The sequence below is a fragment of the Gordonia abscondita genome (assembly GCF_032711245.1).
Classification (GTDB): domain Bacteria; phylum Actinomycetota; class Actinomycetes; order Mycobacteriales; family Mycobacteriaceae; genus Gordonia.
The window spans coordinates 2,912,107-2,931,893 of sequence record NZ_CP128986.1; the positions used below are offsets into that span (position 1 = coordinate 2,912,107).

Below are 19,787 nucleotides of genomic sequence, written 5' to 3' on the forward strand. Positions count from 1 at the left end.
TTACTGGGTCGTGGCGAGAGCGTCCGTCGACTTGAGGACGCAGCCAGATGACGGGAGGTCCGTCGCCGGGTACACGGTGGCGAGCGCTACGGCGAAGCGGCGTGCGCGTTCGATGTAACCGGCTTCCGTGTAGTGCACGCCGTCGAGGAACCAGTCCTGATGTAGTTCGCCCGCCCAGTCGTACACCCGCAGGTTCGGGTAACGCTTGCAGGCGCGGACGAGTGCACGGTTGAAGTTCCGCATGGCCTTATTGTCGTAGGCCGGGTTCTCGTTCAGCGAGTTGGTCGCGATGGTCGGCCACAACACGGGCTGGCCGGCGAGCGGCTTCATCAGATTGTCGATCCGCATGTCGACCGGACCTTGACCGCCGACTTCGACGTTGGCCGTGTCGTTGATGCCCATCGCGACCACCCAGCAGCCGCGTAGCCCACGGGCGAGGTCGCTGTCGATCGACTCGGTCGCGTTGGGTTCGTCGTTGAGGCGCTCCATGCTGGAGCGGCCGCCCACCACGTCGGACACATACTGCTTCGCGCCGTACTCGCGGTACCGGCCGGACAGCCTCAACGCGGGGTTCGGCTGCATCCCGGCGTCGTTCATACCGATCGACGTCGAGTCTCCGACGTGGATGACGGTGGCGCACTTGGTTCGACGCTGCGCGGCGGGCAGCGTGGGGCCGGACCGATCGGCCTTGGGTGCGTCGTCGACTTCGACGCCGCTGCCCTCGGTGTCGGGTTGGTAGAGCGCGGACACGACCGGTAGATCAGGGTTGAGGTACGAGACCCCGACCATCGCGCTGATCGCCAGTCCCACGACGAGGACGGCCGACGTGACGGCGCGAGCCGGGGAGCGACGTCGTGTGCTGTGGGCGGGCTCCGGCTCGGAGGCATCGGAGTCGACTCCGATGCTGGAGTAGGCCTGTGGAGCGGGCGCAAGATTAAGCACGCTGGGCGCCGACTTCAAGACGGTGATCGCCGTGGGCAATGCGAAGCGGCGAGTATCGGCAGCCGACGGCTCAATCGACCCACCGGGGGTCGCGGGTTCGGGCGGCGTCACATCGACGGGTTCCTCGACGATGCGGGTCGCGGCTACGTCGACGGGTTCTTCGCGCAGTGGCGAGGGTTCGAGCTGGGCGGGGGCTGGATCGTCCCAGGCGGTCGCGGGCTCGGGAGCCTGCTCGTGGGCGTGGGCGTGGGCGTCGGCGTCGGCGTCGGCATCGGCGTCGGGTTCCGCGGTGATGCGGCGGCGAATCCCGGCCAACGTGCGGGCGATGCCCGTGAATATCGTGATGAGTGTGGTCAGGAGTGCAGCGCGCAAGGTGTCCTCCGGAAGTCGGGGAGTGGTGAGGGCGGCGCGGAATCCATATCGACGGATCGGGTCTTCCACGTACCGCCACGACAGCGAGGCCAAGATCAGCGTCGCGACTACCACCACGATGGAACTGACCAGTGGGGAGTCGCCTCGGATGATGCCGGGGAGGAAGGCGACGAGCGGCATGTGCCAGAGGTATATGCCGTATGAGCGCTCGCCGATCCACCGGAACGGCTGTATCGACAGGAGGGTCGCGATGAACGTCGACGGTGTGACCGCGGCGATGAGGACGCCCATTGTCGCGACGGTCAGGACGGCGATGCCCGAGGTGTACAAGCTCTGTGAGCTGTCGTTCGTCGTCGTGCTCAGGTAGAGGATCGTGCCGAGTCCAGCGATACCGAGGGCGTCGATGAAGCACCGTTGGTTGTGCGTCGCTTGGTGCGCACGGGCAGGCCACCAGAAGGCGAGGGCGGCGCCCAGCAACAGTCCGCCTGCGCGAGTGTCAGTGCCCTCGTAGGCGCGCGTGTTGTCGAAGCCGGTTTCGGCGAGTGTGGCGAGCAGATAGAACGAACCGAGCGCGAGGAGGAGCGTCACCACGCTCATCAGCCAGCGGCGGCGCAGCGCGATGTAGAACAGTGCTAGGACAAGCGGCCACACGATGTAGAACTGCTCTTCGATGGACAGCGACCACATGTGGCTGAGCGGGCTGGGGCCACCGAATCGATCGAAGTACGAACTGTCGGATGCGATGGTGTGCCAGTTGTTCACGTAGAACAGCGCCGAGAACGCCTGCCCGGTGTAGGTGCCGAGCTTGTCCGGGACGACGATGGCTGCGGTCACGATGGTCGCTGCCAGGACTAGGACGACGGCGGGCAATAGGCGTCGTGCCCGTCTGATCCAGAATGTCCTGAGTCCGAGTCTGCCGGTCCGTTCGCGCGCCGCGATCAACAGCGATGTGATGAGGAAGCCGCTGAGGGTGAAGAAGACGCCGACGCCCAGCAGTCCGCCGCCGAAACCCGGCACCTGCAGGTGATACAGCAGGACGAGAGTGACAGCTACCGCACGGATGCCGTCGAGGCCGGGCAGATACGTCGACTGACCGTGGATAGGACGTGGCATTGCCGGAAGGCACCCCCTTGTCGCTGCGCGGTGCCGCCGACCAGCGCTCGTTGAAGACGTCGGTGCGGGTCTCGGCCGCGTTACCGCGACGGCACCGACCGTCCATCATAGGCCCTGCAACGAGGGTCTCTGACACGTCGTGCGTCTGACTGACACACGTGTTGGGGGTGTGCGAATGCGCGTGCGTAGTCAGGCGCCGAAGGCGGTGGCGAGTGCGGTCGCGAACAAACGGTTCCGTTGAGCGGTTCCGGTTGTGTTGAAGTGGATTCCGTCGTCGGCGTGCCAAGATGGCTGGGATTCGGCGGCGAAATCGTAGATCTTTAGGTTCGGGTACCTGGTGGCTGCCCGTTTGAGCGCGTCGTTGAACGCGGTCATGTTCTTCGGTGCGTATGCAGCATTGCTCGGATCGCTGGTCATGACGGTCGGCCACAGAACGTTCTGTCCGTCGAGCTTCTTCATGACGCGGTCGATACGTTCGTCGGCGGTGACCTTCGAGCCGACTGCGATGTTCGCTGCGTCGTTGACGCCCATCGCGATGACCCAGCAGCCCCGGTTGCCGCGGGCGAGTTGGGTGTCGATGGCGTCGATCGCGTTGGGCTCGCCGTCGACCTTCTCGACGATGGAGCGGCCGCCGCCCGCGTCGAGCGTGACCTTGTCGACGCCGACGCGCTGATACTGCGGGGTCAGCCGGTCGGCTTCGGCGGAAACCTTCGACGCGCTGTCGATGCCGACGGATGTCGAGTCGCCGATCTGCACCACTTGGGTGCAGGAGGTGCGGCGGTCACCGGTCGGAGTCTTTGGGGTGCCAGGGCGTCCGGGTAGATCGGGGCCGAGCAGGTTGAACAGTGACGAGAGGTCGCTTGAGCCGTTCGGGTCGATCGGCAGCTCCTGAAGGATGGAGCCTGCACTGTCCATGAGTTCGCCGATTGTCGGCTCCGCGGACGCTTGTCCGGTGGTCGCGATGGTGAGTGTGGCGGCGACGCCGACAGCGCTCACGGATGCGATGGCGTGTCGGCGCCACGTCGAGCGCCGTTGGCCGGGGCGATTCTCATTGTCGGTAGTCACAATATTCACAGTAGACAACAACAACCCCATCCGTTTCAACGGATGCGAGGTTGCAGATCGGTCACAGGTCGCCTAGCGGTGGGTGATTTGCGCGACGCTGCGTCAAACTCTCGACGCGAACGGGCGCGTCGAGCAGAGTTGGGGCCGTTGACAAGCGGGTGTGGCTGAGAGGCTAAGCAGCGGTCTGCAAAACCGTCTACGTGGGTTCGAATCCCGCCATCCGCTCCAAATCTAGGGTCCACGGCCAACCCCTCGGGACATGCCGTCGAGCCCCACGAATACCGATGGACACGAAAGTGTGAGAGAATATACGCGTGGGAGACAGGTTTTGTCCCCGCTCTCTGAAGGAAGCAGTAATCAGCATGGCACAAGGAACCGTCAAGTGGTTCAACAGCGAAAAGGGCTTCGGCTTTATCGCTCCCGACTCCGGTAGTGACGACGTGTTCGTCCACTACTCTTCGATCTCAGGTAACGGCTTCCGTAACCTTGAGGAGTCGCAGCGCGTCGAGTTCGACCTCGAGGCAGGGGCCAAGGGCCCCCAGGCGACGAACGTGAGCGCGCTCTAACCCAAGGCTTACGCGTAGACCGCCCCCGATCCGTTCACGGATCGGGGGCGGTCTCGTTGTATCGAGGGGTGCGCGGTGTTGCGCATGGCCGTGCCGCGTTTTCCCCTCGCCAGCTGTCGCGGCGGCGATCGTCGTCCCCGAAACTATTCCCCTTCCGATTCTAGGAGCGATACACCCCGCGTGGTGAGCCGGAAGCGCAGCGGTTTCTTCGTAACCGTTTCAATGATTCCAGCATCGTCTAAGCGCTGTAGTCGCGGGCGGACGAACTGACTCGATCGACCCACAGCGTCGGCGAGGGTATTCGACTTGACGGCCCGGTTCGCATCGAAGTAGTGGGCCTGGCCCAGGGTGAACAGGATTGCACCAATGTCGTCACGACCAACAGGCGGCGCCGACTCGCGATCGAGTCCAACGCTCAGCGGAAACTGCTCATCGTCCAGCAGAACGCGGATACGCGCCTTGATCGTCTCGATCTTCCGCCGCCGCTCGGAGAGATCGAGCAGCAGGCGATGCTGCGCCTCGGCGACTATCTCGAGCATGTCGATCAAGTACGGCGTCAGATCTCCGCGATTCAACGGATTCTCCGCGTCAGCGAAAGCCCGGTAGTAGCGGTCTTTATTGTCGGCGACGGTCGCCGACAACGCCAGGCTCGCATAAGGAGCCAGCACCTGTCGGAGGTCCAGTGCGAGAAGATAGCGCCCAGTTCGGCCATTGCCGTCGTAGAACGGGTGCGTGTACTCGAAGATGAAGTGCGCGACCACCGCCCTGATCAGCCGGGGGATCGAATCGTCGCGACCCTGGCTCAACATGAGAGTGAGCGCGTCATCGATCGCGGACTCGGGCAACACGCCAGTGTGCACGACCTTGGTGCCTGACTCGATCGACACCGGACCTTGCCGGAACCGCCGACCGTCGGGAGCATCCTCGTCACGAATCTCGCCCCGAGTCACCGCGTCGTAGGCAGCCCGGATGTCGTCGAGCGTCTGCGGCCCCTTGGCCTCGTAGTCGCCGATGTCGAGGTAGAGCCGCACCATCTCTAGGAACCGCTTGCTCACGATCGGTTGCTCCGCTAGCACCGCCTTGATCGCCGCGCTGATCTCCCTCCGGGTCGAGCGGACCTGTTCGATGTCGTTGGTCGCCTGGACCTCATCAATCACCATGCGATGTAGATAGTGGGTGCGCGCACTGCTTGGCAGGCCATCCCACTCGGCTCGAATCTTCGGCTCGAAGCTCATGATCCGTTCGATCAGCGCTGCGACTTCGGGCGTCATCAGCGCGAACATCGAGTGTTCGTCGATCATCAGGTCCCAGTGGACGGCGGCAGGAGACTGTCGGCGAGCTTGTTCCTCGGCTTCGGCACCAACGCGATCTCGCTGGTGGAAGATCGACTTCAACGTTCTATACGACATCTGATCTACCCCGTATCGGTACTAATTTCCGGCCTAATCCACACTGTCTATTTGATATAGAACCTATCTTGGATCAAATAGAATTGCGAAGCTGGGCGTCATATCCATGGCCACTGGCCGTTCGAGCATAGGTAGCCGGGCCATGGCTACGCGACACGCTGCCTGAACTTATCGTCGACGTACCCGTGTACTTCCAGGCCTTGTTGATGCGTGAGGTACCCGACTTCTTGTCGACGTCTCCGACTGTGATCGCGGTCGCCTCACCGACCGCATCCCAATTGAACCCAAGCCACCGCGTGAACAGTCGTATTCGTCGTCGCGCGGCTCGGCGGCGGTGCCGCCAGCGGCTGTCGAGTTGGGGTAGCCCGCGATCTAACCCGAAACTTCGAGTTCGAAGGATGCATTTATACAGATAATGGTGCGCGCAAAGGGATTTGAACCCCTGACCGCTGGTGTGTAAGACCAGAGCTCTACCGCTGAGCTATACGCGCCGGACCGTCGTCGTGACGAGCAACGGCTCGCAGTGAACATTATCGTCTCGATGGTGGCATGCCCAAACTGGTCTTCGTAGACTCAGTGGGTCGTGTACTAGCGAGAGGGAATCGTGTGAAGACTCGAGTCGAGAAGGCCCCGATCATTGCCGCGCTGGCTGCGCAGTGGCAGGCGATCGATGACCTTGTCAGCGGCCTGTCGGACGCCGACTGGTCGGCGGACTCGGGTCTGCCCGGCTGGAACGTAGGTGACGTCGTCGCCCACATCGTCGGGACCGAGAACATGATCGACGGCCGGAAGCCCGACGCAACCCGAGACGTCGCCGGGCTCGACCACGTGAAGAACCCGATCGGCGAACTCAACGAGCGCTGGCTCGATCACTACCGAGCCCGCAGCCGCGCCGAAGTCATGGCCGACTATCGTGCGATGACCGCGAAACGTATCGCCGACCTGACCGCGATGGGCGACGACGAGTGGCACGCCGACGCCGTCACCCCTGTCGGCCCCGAGACGTACGGACGGTTCATGCGAGTGCGGACCTACGACAGTTGGGTGCACGAACTCGACCTCCGTGACGCGCTCGGCCTCGACGAGCCGAGCGATCCAGTGCCCGCCGCGTTCGCGTTGGACGAGATGGCTGCGGTAATGCCCTTCCTCGTCGGCAAGAAGGCTTCAGCACCGAAAGGCAGCCGCGTGACATTCGACTTCACCGGTCTCGTGCCGACACAAGTGCACATCGCCGTCGACGGCCGGGCAGCCATCGTCCCCGCGTTGGACGGTCCCGCCGACGTCACATTGCGGACCACAGTCGCCGACTACACACGACTCGCAGGCGGCCGACCGCGAGCGGCCCAAGCCACCGTCCACATCGATGGTGACGTTGCTCTCGGATCGGCAATCGTCGACAGCCTGCACTACATGATCTGAGCGGGTCGTCTAGTCACGCCGGATCTTGCCCGACCCGAACGCGGCGGCGTCACGACCAGTCATCAGCCTCGACGGTTCGGGATCCGAGCGCAGAGCGCGCTCCAAGTCGGCGGAGTCGGGGAGCGGTCCGTCGGCCGCAACGACCACGACGTTCCCGCTGCGCCGCCCCTTGAACATCGCAGGGTCGGAGATCAGTTCGACGTTCGTGAAGACATCCGCGATCGTCGACACCTCCGACCGCACCGACGCCAGATCTCGGCGGCCGCCGCAGTTCGCGATGTAGAGTCCGCCCGGCACCAGCACTCGCTGAACCGCACGGGTGAACTCGACAGTCGTCAGATGTTCCGGAGTCACGCTTGCACTGAACGCGTCCCGCATCACCACATCGCGCGTGTGCTCACGGAGACTCTCCGTGACCTCACGTGCGTCGCCGACCCGGATTCGCAGTCGGGGAGCACGCGGCAGGTCGAACCATTCACGGGCGAGGCGGGCCAGTTCGGCGTCAATCTCCACGGCGACATGTCGCGACTGCGGGTACGCGTGCGACAGATACCGGGGGAGCGCACACGCGGCCGCCCCGAGATGCAGGACGCGCAGCGGAGTCGCCGGGTCGCGATACCGGTCGGCGATCGCGGCGGACGCCTGCCGCATGTACTCGAAGTCGAGATGGTCCGGCCGGTCCGGGTCGATGTGACTGCTCTGCGCCCCGTTGATAGACAGCAGCCAGCCGCCGTCCACGCTGTGCACGAGTTCGGCGGTACCGGTGGAGATCTCGAAGACCCCGGCTTCGGGCGTCGGGCGGGAGGCAGCCATGAACAACGATCATATCGGCGATCGATACGATCACCCGATGCGCCACCGCACCGCCGACGCTGTCGGACTCGCTGCCGGAACTCTCACCGACGCGGTGTTCGCCGACCCGCAGCGCGGACACCCCGTCGCACTGTTCGGGCGAGGAGTCGCAACATCACAAGAGTCGTTCTACCGCGACGATCGGGCACGCGGTGCGATGTTCGCCGGGTGGTGGATCGGCGTCGGGATACTCTCCGGCGTCCTCGCCCGACGTCTCGGCCCAGCGGGGACGGCGGCAGCGGCGTTCAGCGCGCTAGGCGGGACGTCCCTGTGTCGGATCGGTGACGAGATCGCCGACGCACTCGACTCCGGCGACGTCGACGGCGCCAGGGCACTGGTCGCCGGCCTCGTCGGGCGAGACACGACACAGCTCGACGAAGCCGGGATCTGTCGTGCCGCAGTCGAATCGATCGCCGAAAACACGTCAGACGCGGCCGTCGCACCGCTGTTCTGGGGTGCCGTCGCCGGGGCACCGGGCCTGCTCGGATACCGCGCGGCGAACACTCTCGACGCCATGGTCGGGTACCGGTCGGACAAATACCTACAGTTCGGGTGGGCGTCCGCTCGACTCGACGACATCGCGAACTATGCACCGGCGCGGGCCACCGCACTGCTCGTCGGCGCACTGTCCGGTAGGCCGCGTGAAGTGTGGACCGCCGTCCGCCGCGACGCCGGTCTGCACCCCAGCCCGAACGCAGGCGTCGTCGAAGCAGCGTTCGCCGGGGCGCTGAGGATCGGGCTCGGCGGTCAGACCGTGTACGCGCACGGCGTCGAGGAACGACCGCGACTCGGCGACGGTCCGGCCCCCCTTGCCGCCGATCTGCGATCAGCAGTCACCTTGTCTCGCCACGTGCAACGGGCAACCGCGTTGGCGGCGGTCGCCGCGCGAACTATGACCGGAGAAAGACGACGTCACTTGCCGTAGCGCTGGGCCAGCTTCGTCCGGACGGCTTCGTCGGCAGCGGCGGACGCGGAACCGTCGCCGATCTGACCGCCGGACGCGATGTCGACGTCGTTGCCCGACCGGGAGCCCGCCTCGCGGAGACTCTGCCGGACACGCTCACGCTCGGACCGACTCGTCGCCGGGGGCGCCTCGACGACGGCGACGACCTCGCCCTGTTCCGCGTCGCTAGCGCCCTCCGAGCGGCGAGCGCGACGGGCTTTGATCTCGCTGTAGATGAAGTAGGCGGCGCCGAGTGGAACCATCACGCCGAACGCCAGCCATTGCAGGCCGTACGAGAGGAACGGGCCGGATTCGAGTTGGGGCAGATCGATCTCGCCCAACGATCCCGGCTGGCTCGGCGACAATTGGAGGTAGTAGGAGGCCATCGGCACCCCGGTGAGACGTGACAGCTGGGCGGTGTCGATCGTGTACGCCGTCGACTGGCCACCTTCGGCGCGCGGCTCTTTCCCAGGACTGGTGCCCTCCGACTTGCGGAGTCGAGCCGCGATCGTCACCTCGTCCGACGGCGGAGTCGGGACGCTGACCTGCCCGTTCTCACTGGTCGCGACGATGCCGCGGTTCACCAGAATCACCCGGTCGGTGCCGGAGATGCGGAATGGCGTCAACGCTTCAACCGCGGGACGCTCCTGCGAGTAGCGGAAGCGCAGCATCACCTGGTCGTCGGGCAGATACCGTCCGCGCAGCGTCACCTCGTGCCACTCGTTGTTCGGGTCGAGAGGCCGACCGGGTGGCGCCAGTCGGTCAATCGGCACCGCGTCGGTGTCGACGGCCGCACGGATCAGATCGTTCCGCTGCTCGGTGTCGCTGTTCTTCCCCAACTGCCACGGCGCGAGAATCGCGAAACAGGCTGCCGCGAAAGCCACTACGAACAGAACGAGTAGCAGCCATCCGGGCTTGAGGAACGAACGAAGGACGCGCACGTACCCAGGATACGACTCAGTCGCGAGTGGCCAGCGTCTCGTTGGTCCACGCGAGCAGACCGGGGATCGCCGCCTCGACCTGTTCACGAACCAACTCGAAGTCGTCCTGCGTCCCGTAGTACGGGTCGGGAACGTCGTCGCCGTCGGCATCGGGATCGAAACTGCGGAGGAGCCGGACCCGATCGCCGAGACGTTTGCGCTCCAACTCCGACACGTGCCCACGGTCGGCGGCGACGAAGAGATCGGCGGACAGGTGGTCGGGCGTCAGTCCGGACGCCACATGCGCGTCCGAGTAGCCGTGCGCCAACAGTTCGGTGCGGGCGCGGTTATCCGCTGGGTCGCCGACGTGCCAGCCGCCGGTCCCCGCACTCGTCACGCGGACCCGGTCGGACAGACCGGCCTGTTCGACGGCGTGCGTGAAGATCGACGCAGCCATCGGCGACCGGCAGATGTTGCCAGAGCAGACGAAACAGATGTGCAGGGCGCGGCCTGCGGCCGAAGCCCCCGCGTTGTCAGACACCGAGTACCTTTCGCAATTGCGGAACCGTCTCGACGATCCGCTCGTTCTGTCCCGGGGCGCCCGCACGATCGAGGGCGGCCTCCAGTTCTCCTGCGTGAGCGTAACCCCATCGGACGCCGAGCGTCGGGACCCGGCAGGCCGCCGCACCGTCGACGTCGTGCGACCGGTCGCCGATCATCAGCACCCGTCCGGTCCCGACAGGGATGTCGAGGGCGCCGAGAACATACCGCACCACAGACTCTTTGCCGATCCTGCCCGCAGCGTCGTCCGCGCCGCCCACGAACGTGAAATACGAGGTCAAACCGAAATGGTCGAGGATGTTGCGGGCGATCTGCTGGTTCTTGCTCGTCGCGAGCGCCAACGTCCGACCGGCACCGGCCAGATCGGCCAGCAGTTCCGCCATCCCGTCGTACACCGAGTTCTCGAGCCAACCGGTCACGTCGTAGCGGGCGCGGTAGGCGCGTACCGCGGCCGTCGACGTTGTCTCGTCGTATCCGAGCGTCCGCATCGACTCGACCAACGGCGGACCGACGATCGTCCGCAGGAACTCGGCGGGCGGGGCGGGTTCGCCGAGGAGCTCGAGCGCGTGCAGGAACGAACGGCTGATCCCCGGGTAGCTGTCGGTGATGGTGCCGTCGAGATCGAACAGCAGAACCGTGTCCGTCACGGTCGGGGTCGGGGCCGGAATCATGCTTCCATCGTGCACGTAAGCTGGATGATCATGACAGTCGACGTGCCCACCCACCTGTGCGACCGCGGCCGGCACGGCGACGCCGACGCACAGGCCGGGCTCGTCGACTTCGCGGTCAACGTCCGTCCGGGCCCACCCGAGTTCGTGGCCCGGGCGTTGCGCGCCAGGATCGCCGACCTCGCCGCCTATCCGTCGTCGGCGGAGACCGACGTCGTCGTACGGCAGATCGCGGACCTGCATGGGCGTCGTCCCGACGAGGTCCTACTCCTGGGCGGCGCTGCGGAAGGATTCGAGCTGCTCGCTCGCCTGGCACCGCGTCATGTCGCGTTGATCCAGCCGTCTTTCACCGAACCCGAACGCGTACTCGCAGCGTCGGGCGCGCGGATCAGCCACGTCATGCCGGACGCCCCGTGGCGGCTCGCCGACGCTACGGTGCCCGACGATGCCGACCTGGTGGTGCTCGGCAACCCGACCAACCCGACCTCGGTGCTGCATCCGGCCGGGGACGTGCACGCGCTGCGACGTCCGGGGCGGATCGTCGTCGTCGACGAGGCGTTCGCCGACCTCACACTCGACGGCGACCGTCTCGAACCCGAGTCGGTCGCCGCAGAGTCCGCCGACGATCTGATCGTTCTGCGGTCGATCACCAAGACATTCGGGCTGGCCGGTCTGCGCGCGGGATACTTGTTGGCGGCACCAGAACTCATCACCGCGATGACGGCCGGGCGACGACATTGGGCGGTCGGGACGTTGACGCTCGCCGCGCTCGCCGTGTGCCTCGGGGCCGAAGGGCACGAGTATGCCCGCGGGCAGGCGCACGAGGTGGCCGCCGAACGAGCCCACCTCGTCGAACGGCTCGCCGAGATCGGGCTGACAACGCAAGCCGATCCGCGCGCGCCCTACGTGCTGGTGCGGGTGCCGGACGCGTGGCGGTGGAAACAGGAGTTGGCCGAGCGTGGATTCTCCGTGCGCAGCTGCGCCAACTTTCACGGCCTGACCGGCGACCACCTACGGCTGGCGGTACGTCCGCGTGAAGTGTGCGACGCGCTCGTCGCCGCCATGCAAGATGTGAAGAACCGATTCGAGACAGGAGCACCGACCAGATGACTCGCACACTCGCGGACGTGATCGCCCGCCTGGCGCAGGCATATCCGCCTCGGCTCGCCGAATCGTGGGACGCCGTCGGCCTGGTCTGCGGTGATCCCGCTGACCCCGCCGACACAGTGCTCGTGTGTGTCGACGTGACCGACGCCGTCGTCGACGAAGCCGTCGACACCGGCGCTCGACTCGTGGTGGCGCACCACCCGCTGTTGATGCGCGGGGTGACCGGCGTCGGCGTCGACACGGCCAAGGGGCGAATCGTGCACCGTCTCATCCGGGCAGGATGCGGGTTGTATTCGGCGCACACGAACGCCGACAAGGCGCGCCCCGGCGTGTCGGACGCGCTCGCCGACACGCTAGGCCTCCTCGCCACGGTCCCGCTCGCAGCCGAACCGGCTCCGACGCTCGACAAATGGGTCGTCATGGTGCCCGAAGCGAACGTCGACCAGGTGAGCGAAGCGATGTTCGAGGCGGGCGCGGGCGCGATCGGCGAGTACCGCGACTGCCGGTGGGGGGTGGTCGGCACTGGACAGTTCCTGCCGGTGGGCGACGCGTCCCCGACGATCGGCGGAGTCGGTGAACTGACCCGCGTCGACGAGGAACGCGTCGAGATCGTCGCCCCGCGACATGTGCGGTCGGCCGTCCTCGCCGCACTCCGGTCGTCGCACCCGTACGAGGAGCCCGCCTTCGACGTCTTCGAGCAGGCACCCGTCGACAGCGATATCGGCCTCGGCCGGATCGGCCGGCTCCCTGAGCCGATGCGGTTAGACGAGTTCGTCGCCCACGTCGACGCGTCGCTCCCGACCTCGGCCTGGCCGGTGCGTGCCTCGGGGGACCCGTCGGCCATGATCGAGACCGTCGCCGTCTGCGGCGGCGCGGGCGACTCGCTCGTATCGGCCGCGGCCCGCGCGGGCGTCGACGCCTACGTGACGGGCGACCTCCGCCATCACGTAGTCGACGAGGCCCGGCGTGATGGCGGCCCGGCCCTCGTCGACGCGGGCCACTGGTCGACCGAATTCCCGTGGTGCGCCCAAGCCGCCGCACTACTCACCGACTTCGGCTGCGAGACAAGTGTCTTCGCGCCACCTACCGACCCTTTCGGCGTCGTCGCCCGACGACCCGTGTGACAGGAGTGTGCCAATGAAAGCCTCTGCCGCCGCGCAGCGAATGCTGCTCGACCTCGCCGATCTCGATGCGGAGATCGCGAAGACCGCGCACAGCCGAAAGAACTTGCCCGAGGACGCAGATCTCGCCGAACTCGCGACCAAGCTCGACGCCGCCCGCGCGGACGTCGCGTCCTCGCGCGTCGCCGTCGACGACCTCGCGGCGGTCTACGAGAAGTTCGAGCGTGAACTCGCAGGCATGACCGAGCACGTCGCCCGCGATAAGGCGTCCATCGACGCCGGTACGACGGGGCACAAGGCGGTCGCCGAACTCCAGCGTGAACTGGAGTCGCTCGAACGACGCCGTGACGACCTCGAAGGCGAGATGCTCGAGCTGATGGAGCAGCAGGAGGCGACCTCGACCGAGGCCGACCGCGCGGAGGCCACCCTGCTGACGTTGACCGAGAACGAACTCGAACTCGTCGCGGAACGCGACAAGAGTGCGGCGGCCGTCGAAACGCGGACCGCCGACCTCACCGAGCGACGCATCGCGTTGACCGAGTCGATCGATGACAAGCTCGTCGGCATCTACGAGGGTCTCCGTGGACGCGGTCAGGTCGGTGCCGGCCTCGTACAGGCGCGACGCTGCGGCGCGTGCCGAATGGAACTCGATCCGCGCACCCTGTCGCGGATCGCCGCCGCCGACGAGGACGAGGTGCTCCGCTGCGAGGAATGCGGCGCGATTATGGTGCGGACCAACCACTCCGGGCTGCCGGGGCAGGGGCGTCCGGAGTGAGTGGGTCGGCTGCGACCGGCAGCCCGGACTGGCACGGCCAGACCGCACCGCCGACTCGCCTCGTACTGCTCCGCCACGGGCAGACACCGCTCTCGGTGGAACGCCGCTACTCCGGTCACGGCGACCCAGCCCTCAGCGACATCGGCCTCGAGCAGGCGGCCGCTGCCGCGACCCGGCTCGCCGACGCACCGTTCGGCCAGATCGACGCCATCGTCTCGTCGCCGTTGACGCGGACACGTGCGACCGCAGAATTCGCGGCCCGGGTCCTCGGGCTCGACGTGACCGTCCACGACGGGCTCATCGAGACCGACTTCGGCGACTGGGAGGGGCTGACATTCACCGAAGCCGCCGGACGCGACGGCCGACTGCACCGTCGATGGTTGAGCGACGCCGACGTCACCCCGCCCAACGGTGAGAGTTTCGCACAGGTCGGGCAGCGGATCGCGCAGGTCCGTGACGATCTCGTCGACCAGTACGCCGGGCGGACGGTCCTCGCCGTCAGCCATGTGACGCCGATCAAGACGTTCCTGCGCGGGGCGCTCGGCGTCGGACCGGAACTGTTGTTCCGCCTGCACCTGGACCTGGCGTCGTACTCGATCGTCGAATTCTACCCGGACGGCGGGTCCGTGGTTCGGCTCGTGAACGATACGGCGCACCTGCAATAGCCGTCTCGACTTCGCTCGACGGGCGGGCAGGCGGTATCCTCGAACGGCGAACGAGCCGACCGGGCGGCCGCGGCGACGGGACCACGCAGACCACTGCGCAGGCCGACAGCCGAGGAAAGTCCGGACTCCACAGCAGCAGGGTGGTTGCTAACGGCAACCCGGGGTGACCCGCGGGACAGTGCCACAGAGAACAGACCGCCGTCCCGTCCGCGGGACGGTAAGGGTGAAACGGTGCGGTAAGAGCGCACCAGCGACACGGGTGACCGTGACGGCTCGGTAAACCCCACCCGGAGCAAGGCCGAAGTCCGCACCGCGAGCCGGTGCGGATGCGCGAGTGTTCGAGGACTGCTCGTCCGAGCTCGCGGGTTGGCCGCTAGAGGCACCCGGCGACGGTGTGCCCAGATGGATGGTCGCCACCGGTCCGCTACGGGCCGGGACAGGATCCGGCTTACACGTCGGCTCGTTCGCGCACCCCGCGGTACCGCTACATTCAGGTACATGCAGCGCAGAATGTTCGCCCCGACGATCGATTTCGACCGCATTCGCCGGGAACTCGATCTCACCGCCGACTTCCCGCAGGCGGCGACCACGGAAGCCGAGAAGGCTGCGGACCGGTTCGGCGACGGACGCGCCGACCGCACCGACATCGACTTCGTTACCATCGACCCGCCTGGTTCCCAAGACCTGGACCAGGCGCTCCACGTGCAGTCGGACGGCGACGGATTCCTCGTCCACTACGCGATCGCGGACGTCGCTGCGCTCATCGAACCCGGGGGAGCGATCGACGCCGAGAGCCGCGAACGCGGCCAGACGATGTACTTCCCGGACGGGAGCGTCCCGCTCCACCCGCGACCGCTGTCCGAAGGCATCGGATCCCTGTTGCCCGACCAGGTTCGCCCCGCGGTGCTGTGGACCGTCCGAGTCGACGGATCGGGCGACGTGATCGACGTCGCCGTCGAACGCGCGACCGTCCGCTCTCGCGAGCGGTTCGACTACGCGGGTGTGATGAAAGCCCACAACTCAGGCAGCCTGCATCCGTCGATCGCCGCGCTGCCCGCTTTCGGGCAAACCCGACTCGATTGGTCGCTGCAGCGTGGAGCCGTCCAACTCGACCTGCCGGACCAAGAGATCGTTCCGCACGAGGGCGGCCGCGCGTGGACCCTGCAGATGGCGCCGCGCACACCAGCCGACGACTGGAACGCCCAAGTCTCGCTCCTCGTCGGTATGTGCGCGGGCGACATCCAGCGGAAAGCGGGGATCGGCCTATTGCGAACCGTGCCACCCGCATCCGACGAGGCGATCACTGAACTGCGCGCCACCGCACAGCATCTCGGCGTCACATGGGCCGAAGGAGTGTCGCCGGGAGAATTCCTCGCCAGTCTGCCCGCGGACGCGCCGACGACACTCGCGTTGATGACGGTCGGCGCACGACTCATGCGCGGATCCGGGTATCTGTCGCTCGAACCGGGTGCCGACTATCCGGATGCCGTCGTCGTCCACGCCGGAGTGGGCGGCGTCTACGCGCACGCCACGGCGCCACTGCGTCGGCTCGGCGACCGGTACGTCACCGAAGTGTGCCTCGCCGTCACGAGCGGCCGCGAGGTCCCCGATTGGGTGGCGACCGAGCTCGGCTCGCTGCGTAAGACGATGGCGTCGTCCGACCAACGCGCGTCCACCGCGGAACGACGTAGCGTCGACCTCACCGAGGCAGTCGTTCTCGCCGACCAGATCGGTGCCCGGTTCGACGCCGTCGTCATGCGCGATCCGAACGGGGAACGCCCCGCCGAAGTGTTCGTCTCAGCGCCCGCGATCGTCGGTCCATGCACCGGCGCGCCCGCGGCAGGCACCGCCTGCACCGTCGAAGTGACCGTCGCCGACACCGAGAACGCCGTGATCGGCTTTCGCGCCATCGCGCCAGCCGCTCAAAGCTTGCGGTAGGCCTTGACCGCTTTGCGGCCGCGGGACTCTTCGCGGGCGTCGAGGCGCCCGAGGACGAAGAGGGCGGCGGGGCTCAACGGGGTGCGTTCGGCGACCTCGGCCAACCGTGCTCGATTGACTGCGGTGTCGTGGAAGACGCCGAGATGGGTCTGCACCGCCTTCGCGTACGAGCCGATCTCCTTGAACGACGACCGGGGCACTGCCGACGCCGACTCGGCGGTGTAGCGGGTGGCCTTGGCGCGTTTGCGGATCGTGTGAAGCTGTTCCACCCACTCCGGCGACCACGAGTCGAAACCACGCAACGCCTTCTCGGCACGCCGGAGGCGTCGATACGATGCGGCGATCGCCTCGGCGGCCACATCGCGGGCCGGGCTGTCTGCGTCGAGCCCGGGTGTCGGATCAGTGATCAACGCGTCGAGATCGTCCAACAGGGTGAGATAGCGTTCGGTCGACAACGCGAAACGCATCGACCGGACCGCCCGCTCGCGGCGGATGCGCTCGCTCTCGATGAGGGCTTCGCGCAGATCGACTGGAGCGTTCTCGCGTGTCAGCATCAGCTCGTTGGTCTCCAGCGAGACCTCCAAATCCCGGGCGTCACCGAGAACCTCACCGAGAAGCATGAGTTCCCTCGAGATCGGATCGACGACATGCTGTGCGAGGACCTGCGGATACGAGGTGAGGATCGACCGGAGCTTCCGCGCGGCCACCCGCATCTGATGGATGGCGTCCGGGGCGTCTTCGCGCGCCAGCGGATCGTAGGCGAGCAGCGCGTCGCGGTGTGCCGCCAGATCGAATACGACGAGATCCATAGCCGTCGACTTGCGGTCAACTCTGCGTGGCTCGACGACGGCCGGCAGCGAACCGATCGCCCGCGCGAGCTTGGACACGCTCGACGCCTTCTTCGCGCCCGCAGCCCTCAGATAAGCCTTCGCCCGGGTGAGGAGCGCACGGTCGCCGTCGACTAGCTCGAACTCCCACTCGGCCCAGCGTTCGACGCCGCCGCCGGGCAGTAGCGACTCCGCCGACACGAGGTCCTCGCAGAACACGGCGAGTTCACGGCCGTCGGCGTCGAACACGCTCGTCATCGTGCGATCGGTGGTGATGGTCGCGACCGGGACGAGTTCACCGAGTCGGACGGTCGACGCGACCTGATCGCGCAACACCGCGGGAACACCGCCGTCGAAGGCCGCATCGTCGAACGGCACGCCGAGCTCTCGACGGGCCGACTTCACCGTCGACGGACGTTTGAGATGCCATCCACTGTCGATGCCACCGGTCCGGCGCCGCAGCGTGGTGCGGTTTCGGGCAAGGACCGTGTCGGCGGTGTCGTAGTAGGTGGCTTCGAGCAGGTACGTCTGCGGGGTTCCGACGCTCCCGTCGGGGACGAGGCCCGCCAGGTCGGGCGCGGGCAGGCCCGCGTCCACGTCGAACTTCAGCTCGATCTCGAGGGACTCGTGGGCGCTCATGGCGTCAGTGCTCCTGTGCTCAGCCGGTGGGACGTGCGAAATGGTCGGTCGCCTCAACCAGGTGGTGGACGATTCCGGGCTCGAAGGACGCGTGACCGGCGTCGTCGACGACGTGGAGGTCCGCGGACGGCCACACCCGGTGCAGATCCCACGCGCTGCGCATCGGGCACACGACGTCATAGCGGCCCTGCACGATCACCGCGGGAATGTGCTCGATGGCCGCGATGTCCCGCAGGAGCTGCCCGTCGTCGAGGAACCCGTGGTGGGTGAAGTAGTGGTTTTCGATGGTCGCGAACGCGAGATCCCACGGCCCGCCGTCGCCCGCCGCGGGACGTGGCGTGAGATGACTAGTTCGGCCCTCCCAGTCGGCCCACGCGCTCGCCGCCTGTTGCGCGACCTGTTGGTCGTCGCCGTTCAGCAGTCGATGGTAGACGGCGACGAGGTCGCTGCCGCGTTCGTCGTCCGGGATCGGTTCGAGGTAACGCTCCCACGCGTCAGGGTAGATGTTTGCGGCGCCGCCGTTGTAGTACCAGTCGATCTCGCTACGACGCAGCAGGAAGATGCCGCGCAATACGAGCTCGGTGACACGCGCTGGATGCCGTTGCGCGTACGCCAGACCCAACGTCGAACCCCACGAGCCGCCGAACACCTGCCATCGGTCGATGCCGAGGTGTTCGCGCAACGCCTCCATATCGGCGATCAGGTGGTCGGTCGTATTGACCGACAGGTCGGCGCCGTCGCTGATGTGGGGGCGCGACTTACCGCACCCGCGCTGGTCGAACAGCACTATCCGGTACCGCGTGGGATCGAAGAACCGGCGTTGATCGGCAGACGTCCCGCCGCCGGGACCGCCGTGCACGAAGACCACCGGCTTCCCGTCGGGGTTGCCGGTGGTCTCCCAATAGATCTCTTGTCCGTCACCGACGGACAGGTGGTCGGACGCATACGGCTCGATCGCTGGATACAACGTGCGCATGCGCCCAACCCTAGTCATCGGTGCGAGTGAGTCATCGGTGCGTGTGGGTCATCAGTACGAGTGTTCGGGCCCGGGGAACGACGACGCTGCGACCTCGCTCGCGTATTGGCGCGCTGCAGCACCCAACTCGTCGCCGAGCGAGGCGTAACGCTTGACGAACTTGGCGGTCTTACCCTGCGTGTAGCCCGCGGCGTCCTGCCAGACGAGGACCTGCGCGTCGGTCTCGTTACCCGCGCCGATCCCGACAGTCGAGATGGTGAGCTTGCGGGTGATCTGGCCTGCGACGTCCGCAGGGACCATCTCCATGACGACCGAGAACGCGCCGGCCTCTTGGACGGCGATAGCGTCGGCGATGAGCTGGTCGGCGGCGTCGCCGCGGCCCTGGACCCGGTAACCGCCGAGGCCGTTGACGCTCTGCGGTGTGAAACCGATATGCGCCATCACTGGGATGCCTGCAGCGGTGAGCGCGGCGATCTGCGGTGCGATGCGTTCGCCGCCTTCGATCTTGAGGGCGTGCGCGCCCGACTCCTTGAACATGCGCACAGCCGATTCGAGGGCCTGCTGCGGGCTCGCTTCGTAGGTGCCGAACGGGAGGTCGGCGACGACGAGTGCGTGCGGTGCGCCGCGGACTACCGCGCGTGCGAGCGGGATCAGTTCGTCGAGGGTGATCGGGATCGTGGTGTCGTACCCGTAGACGACGTTGGCCGCAGAGTCGCCGATCAACAGGACCGGGATTTCGGCGTCGTCGAAGATGCGGGCGGTGGTGTAGTCGTACGCGGTGAGCATCGCCCACTTGTGGCCTTCGGATTTCCACTTCGCGAGATGCTGAATGCGGACCGGGCGGCGCGGTGACGACGGGGTGGTAGTGCTGGATCCATAGACGGAGTTCTCCGACATGACTTGCCTCAT

General features: G+C 66.7%; 18 protein-coding genes, 2 tRNA genes and 1 other RNA gene. 10 read left to right on the top strand and 11 right to left on the bottom strand.

Annotated features, from left to right (window positions below; all coding sequences use genetic code 11):
* Complete coding sequence (locus tag MP11Mi_RS13745; RefSeq protein WP_420039462.1) at positions 1 to 2,427, bottom strand: acyltransferase family protein; 2,427 nt, start codon at positions 2,425 to 2,427, stop codon at positions 1 to 3.
* Positions 2,428 to 2,616: 189 nt separating this feature from the next.
* Positions 2,617 to 3,492, bottom strand: coding sequence for a GDSL-type esterase/lipase family protein (locus MP11Mi_RS13750; protein WP_420039463.1), 876 nt, complete (start codon positions 3,490 to 3,492; stop codon positions 2,617 to 2,619).
* A gap of 154 nt (positions 3,493 to 3,646) precedes the next feature.
* Between MP11Mi_RS13750 and MP11Mi_RS13755 the strand changes: the two genes are divergently transcribed.
* Both MP11Mi_RS13755 and MP11Mi_RS13760 read left to right on the top strand, forming a co-directional pair.
* Positions 3,647 to 3,720 (top strand) — tRNA-Cys (locus MP11Mi_RS13755).
* Between the two features lie 134 nt (positions 3,721 to 3,854).
* Complete coding sequence (locus tag MP11Mi_RS13760) at positions 3,855 to 4,058, top strand: cold-shock protein (protein WP_236998591.1); 204 nt, start codon at positions 3,855 to 3,857, stop codon at positions 4,056 to 4,058.
* 143 nt (positions 4,059 to 4,201) lie between these two features.
* Here MP11Mi_RS13760 and MP11Mi_RS13765 read toward each other — a convergent pair whose 3' ends face one another.
* Complete coding sequence (locus MP11Mi_RS13765; protein ID WP_420039464.1) at positions 4,202 to 5,467, bottom strand: Fic family protein; 1,266 nt, start codon at positions 5,465 to 5,467, stop codon at positions 4,202 to 4,204.
* Positions 5,468 to 5,883: 416 nt separating this feature from the next.
* A tRNA-Val gene (locus MP11Mi_RS13770) sits at positions 5,884 to 5,958 on the bottom strand.
* Between the two features lie 115 nt (positions 5,959 to 6,073).
* On the opposite strand from MP11Mi_RS13770, the gene MP11Mi_RS13775 reads away from it, so the two are divergent.
* Positions 6,074 to 6,886 (top strand): maleylpyruvate isomerase family mycothiol-dependent enzyme, encoded by an 813-nt coding sequence (locus MP11Mi_RS13775; protein ID WP_420039465.1) that lies wholly within the window; start codon positions 6,074 to 6,076, stop codon positions 6,884 to 6,886.
* 9 nt (positions 6,887 to 6,895) lie between these two features.
* On the opposite strand, the gene MP11Mi_RS13780 is transcribed toward MP11Mi_RS13775, so the two are convergent.
* On the bottom strand, positions 6,896 to 7,699 hold the full coding sequence (locus MP11Mi_RS13780; protein ID WP_420039466.1) for a spermidine synthase: 804 nt from the start codon (positions 7,697 to 7,699) through the stop codon (positions 6,896 to 6,898).
* Here MP11Mi_RS13780 and MP11Mi_RS13785 point away from each other — a divergent pair.
* Positions 7,698 to 8,663, top strand: coding sequence for a cobalamin biosynthesis protein (locus MP11Mi_RS13785; protein WP_420039467.1), 966 nt, complete (start codon positions 7,698 to 7,700; stop codon positions 8,661 to 8,663). The two genes, MP11Mi_RS13780 and MP11Mi_RS13785, sit on opposite strands and share 2 nt — an antisense overlap.
* On the opposite strand, the gene MP11Mi_RS13790 is transcribed toward MP11Mi_RS13785, so the two are convergent.
* From MP11Mi_RS13790 to MP11Mi_RS13800, 3 genes are read right to left on the bottom strand one after another with little or no spacing between them, the layout of a single operon-like run.
* Positions 8,651 to 9,622 (bottom strand): SURF1 family cytochrome oxidase biogenesis protein, encoded by a 972-nt coding sequence (locus MP11Mi_RS13790; protein ID WP_420039468.1) that lies wholly within the window; start codon positions 9,620 to 9,622, stop codon positions 8,651 to 8,653. The two genes, MP11Mi_RS13785 and MP11Mi_RS13790, sit on opposite strands and share 13 nt — an antisense overlap.
* Positions 9,623 to 9,638: 16 nt before the next feature.
* Complete coding sequence (locus tag MP11Mi_RS13795) at positions 9,639 to 10,142, bottom strand: low molecular weight protein-tyrosine-phosphatase (protein ID WP_420039469.1); 504 nt, start codon at positions 10,140 to 10,142, stop codon at positions 9,639 to 9,641.
* Positions 10,135 to 10,833, bottom strand: a complete 699-nt coding sequence (locus MP11Mi_RS13800; RefSeq protein WP_420039470.1) for an HAD hydrolase-like protein — start codon at positions 10,831 to 10,833, stop codon at positions 10,135 to 10,137. Before MP11Mi_RS13800 ends, MP11Mi_RS13795 begins: the two co-directional genes overlap by 8 nt.
* Positions 10,834 to 10,857: 24 nt before the next feature.
* Between MP11Mi_RS13800 and cobC the strand changes: the two genes are divergently transcribed.
* From cobC to MP11Mi_RS13830, 6 genes are all read left to right on the top strand, one after another.
* Positions 10,858 to 11,940, top strand: coding sequence for an Rv2231c family pyridoxal phosphate-dependent protein CobC (gene cobC, locus MP11Mi_RS13805; protein ID WP_420712793.1), 1,083 nt, complete (start codon positions 10,858 to 10,860; stop codon positions 11,938 to 11,940).
* A complete protein-coding gene (locus tag MP11Mi_RS13810) occupies positions 11,937 to 13,061 on the top strand; it encodes a Nif3-like dinuclear metal center hexameric protein (RefSeq protein ID WP_420039472.1) in 1,125 nt (374 codons plus the stop codon). Before cobC ends, MP11Mi_RS13810 begins: the two co-directional genes overlap by 4 nt.
* A 13-nt stretch (positions 13,062 to 13,074) precedes the next feature.
* Positions 13,075 to 13,833 carry a zinc ribbon domain-containing protein gene (locus MP11Mi_RS13815; protein WP_420039473.1) on the top strand — a complete coding sequence of 253 codons (759 nt, stop codon included), beginning with the start codon at positions 13,075 to 13,077 and terminating at the stop codon, positions 13,831 to 13,833.
* The gene (locus MP11Mi_RS13820; protein ID WP_420039474.1) at positions 13,830 to 14,498 is read left to right on the top strand and encodes a histidine phosphatase family protein; all 669 of its coding nucleotides are present in this window, start codon (positions 13,830 to 13,832) and stop codon (positions 14,496 to 14,498) included. The genes MP11Mi_RS13815 and MP11Mi_RS13820 overlap by 4 nt, the downstream gene beginning before the upstream one ends.
* 51 nt (positions 14,499 to 14,549) lie before the next feature.
* Positions 14,550 to 14,965, top strand: an RNA gene (gene rnpB, locus MP11Mi_RS13825) — RNase P RNA component class A.
* 31 nt (positions 14,966 to 14,996) lie between these two features.
* On the top strand, positions 14,997 to 16,436 hold the full coding sequence (locus MP11Mi_RS13830) for an RNB domain-containing ribonuclease (protein ID WP_420039475.1): 1,440 nt from the start codon (positions 14,997 to 14,999) through the stop codon (positions 16,434 to 16,436).
* Here the strand turns inward: MP11Mi_RS13830 and MP11Mi_RS13835 are convergent.
* From MP11Mi_RS13835 to panB, 3 genes are read right to left on the bottom strand one after another with little or no spacing between them, the layout of a single operon-like run.
* A complete protein-coding gene (locus tag MP11Mi_RS13835; protein WP_420039476.1) occupies positions 16,421 to 17,902 on the bottom strand; it encodes a CYTH and CHAD domain-containing protein in 1,482 nt (493 codons plus the stop codon). The genes MP11Mi_RS13830 and MP11Mi_RS13835 overlap by 16 nt on opposite strands.
* A 19-nt stretch (positions 17,903 to 17,921) precedes the next feature.
* Positions 17,922 to 18,878 (bottom strand): prolyl aminopeptidase, encoded by a 957-nt coding sequence (gene pip / locus MP11Mi_RS13840; protein ID WP_420039477.1) that lies wholly within the window; start codon positions 18,876 to 18,878, stop codon positions 17,922 to 17,924.
* A 51-nt stretch (positions 18,879 to 18,929) separates the two neighbouring features.
* Positions 18,930 to 19,775, bottom strand: a complete 846-nt coding sequence (panB, locus tag MP11Mi_RS13845) for a 3-methyl-2-oxobutanoate hydroxymethyltransferase (RefSeq protein WP_420039478.1) — start codon at positions 19,773 to 19,775, stop codon at positions 18,930 to 18,932.
* Between the last annotated feature and the right edge of the window lie 12 nt (positions 19,776 to 19,787).

Bases quoted from the DNA above. Each gene is read 5' to 3' on its own strand.
- MP11Mi_RS13745 (WP_420039462.1), bottom strand. From the start codon at position 2,427: ATGCCACGTCCTATCCACGGTCAGTCGACGTATCTGCCCGGCCTCGAC.
- MP11Mi_RS13760 (WP_236998591.1), top strand. From the start codon at position 3,855: ATGGCACAAGGAACCGTCAAGTGGTTCAACAGCGAAAAGGGCTTCGGC.
- MP11Mi_RS13765 (WP_420039464.1), bottom strand. From the start codon at position 5,467: ATGTCGTATAGAACGTTGAAGTCGATCTTCCACCAGCGAGATCGCGTT.
- MP11Mi_RS13785 (WP_420039467.1), top strand. From the start codon at position 7,698: ATGAACAACGATCATATCGGCGATCGATACGATCACCCGATGCGCCAC.
- MP11Mi_RS13780 (WP_420039466.1), bottom strand. From the start codon at position 7,699: ATGGCTGCCTCCCGCCCGACGCCCGAAGCCGGGGTCTTCGAGATCTCC.
- MP11Mi_RS13800 (WP_420039470.1), bottom strand. From the start codon at position 10,833: ATGATTCCGGCCCCGACCCCGACCGTGACGGACACGGTTCTGCTGTTC.
- cobC (WP_420712793.1), top strand. From the start codon at position 10,858: ATGATCATGACAGTCGACGTGCCCACCCACCTGTGCGACCGCGGCCGG.
- MP11Mi_RS13810 (WP_420039472.1), top strand. From the start codon at position 11,937: ATGACTCGCACACTCGCGGACGTGATCGCCCGCCTGGCGCAGGCATAT.
- MP11Mi_RS13815 (WP_420039473.1), top strand. From the start codon at position 13,075: ATGAAAGCCTCTGCCGCCGCGCAGCGAATGCTGCTCGACCTCGCCGAT.
- MP11Mi_RS13830 (WP_420039475.1), top strand. From the start codon at position 14,997: ATGCAGCGCAGAATGTTCGCCCCGACGATCGATTTCGACCGCATTCGC.
- MP11Mi_RS13835 (WP_420039476.1), bottom strand. From the start codon at position 17,902: ATGAGCGCCCACGAGTCCCTCGAGATCGAGCTGAAGTTCGACGTGGAC.
- pip (WP_420039477.1), bottom strand. From the start codon at position 18,878: ATGCGCACGTTGTATCCAGCGATCGAGCCGTATGCGTCCGACCACCTG.
- panB (WP_420039478.1), bottom strand. From the start codon at position 19,775: ATGTCGGAGAACTCCGTCTATGGATCCAGCACTACCACCCCGTCGTCA.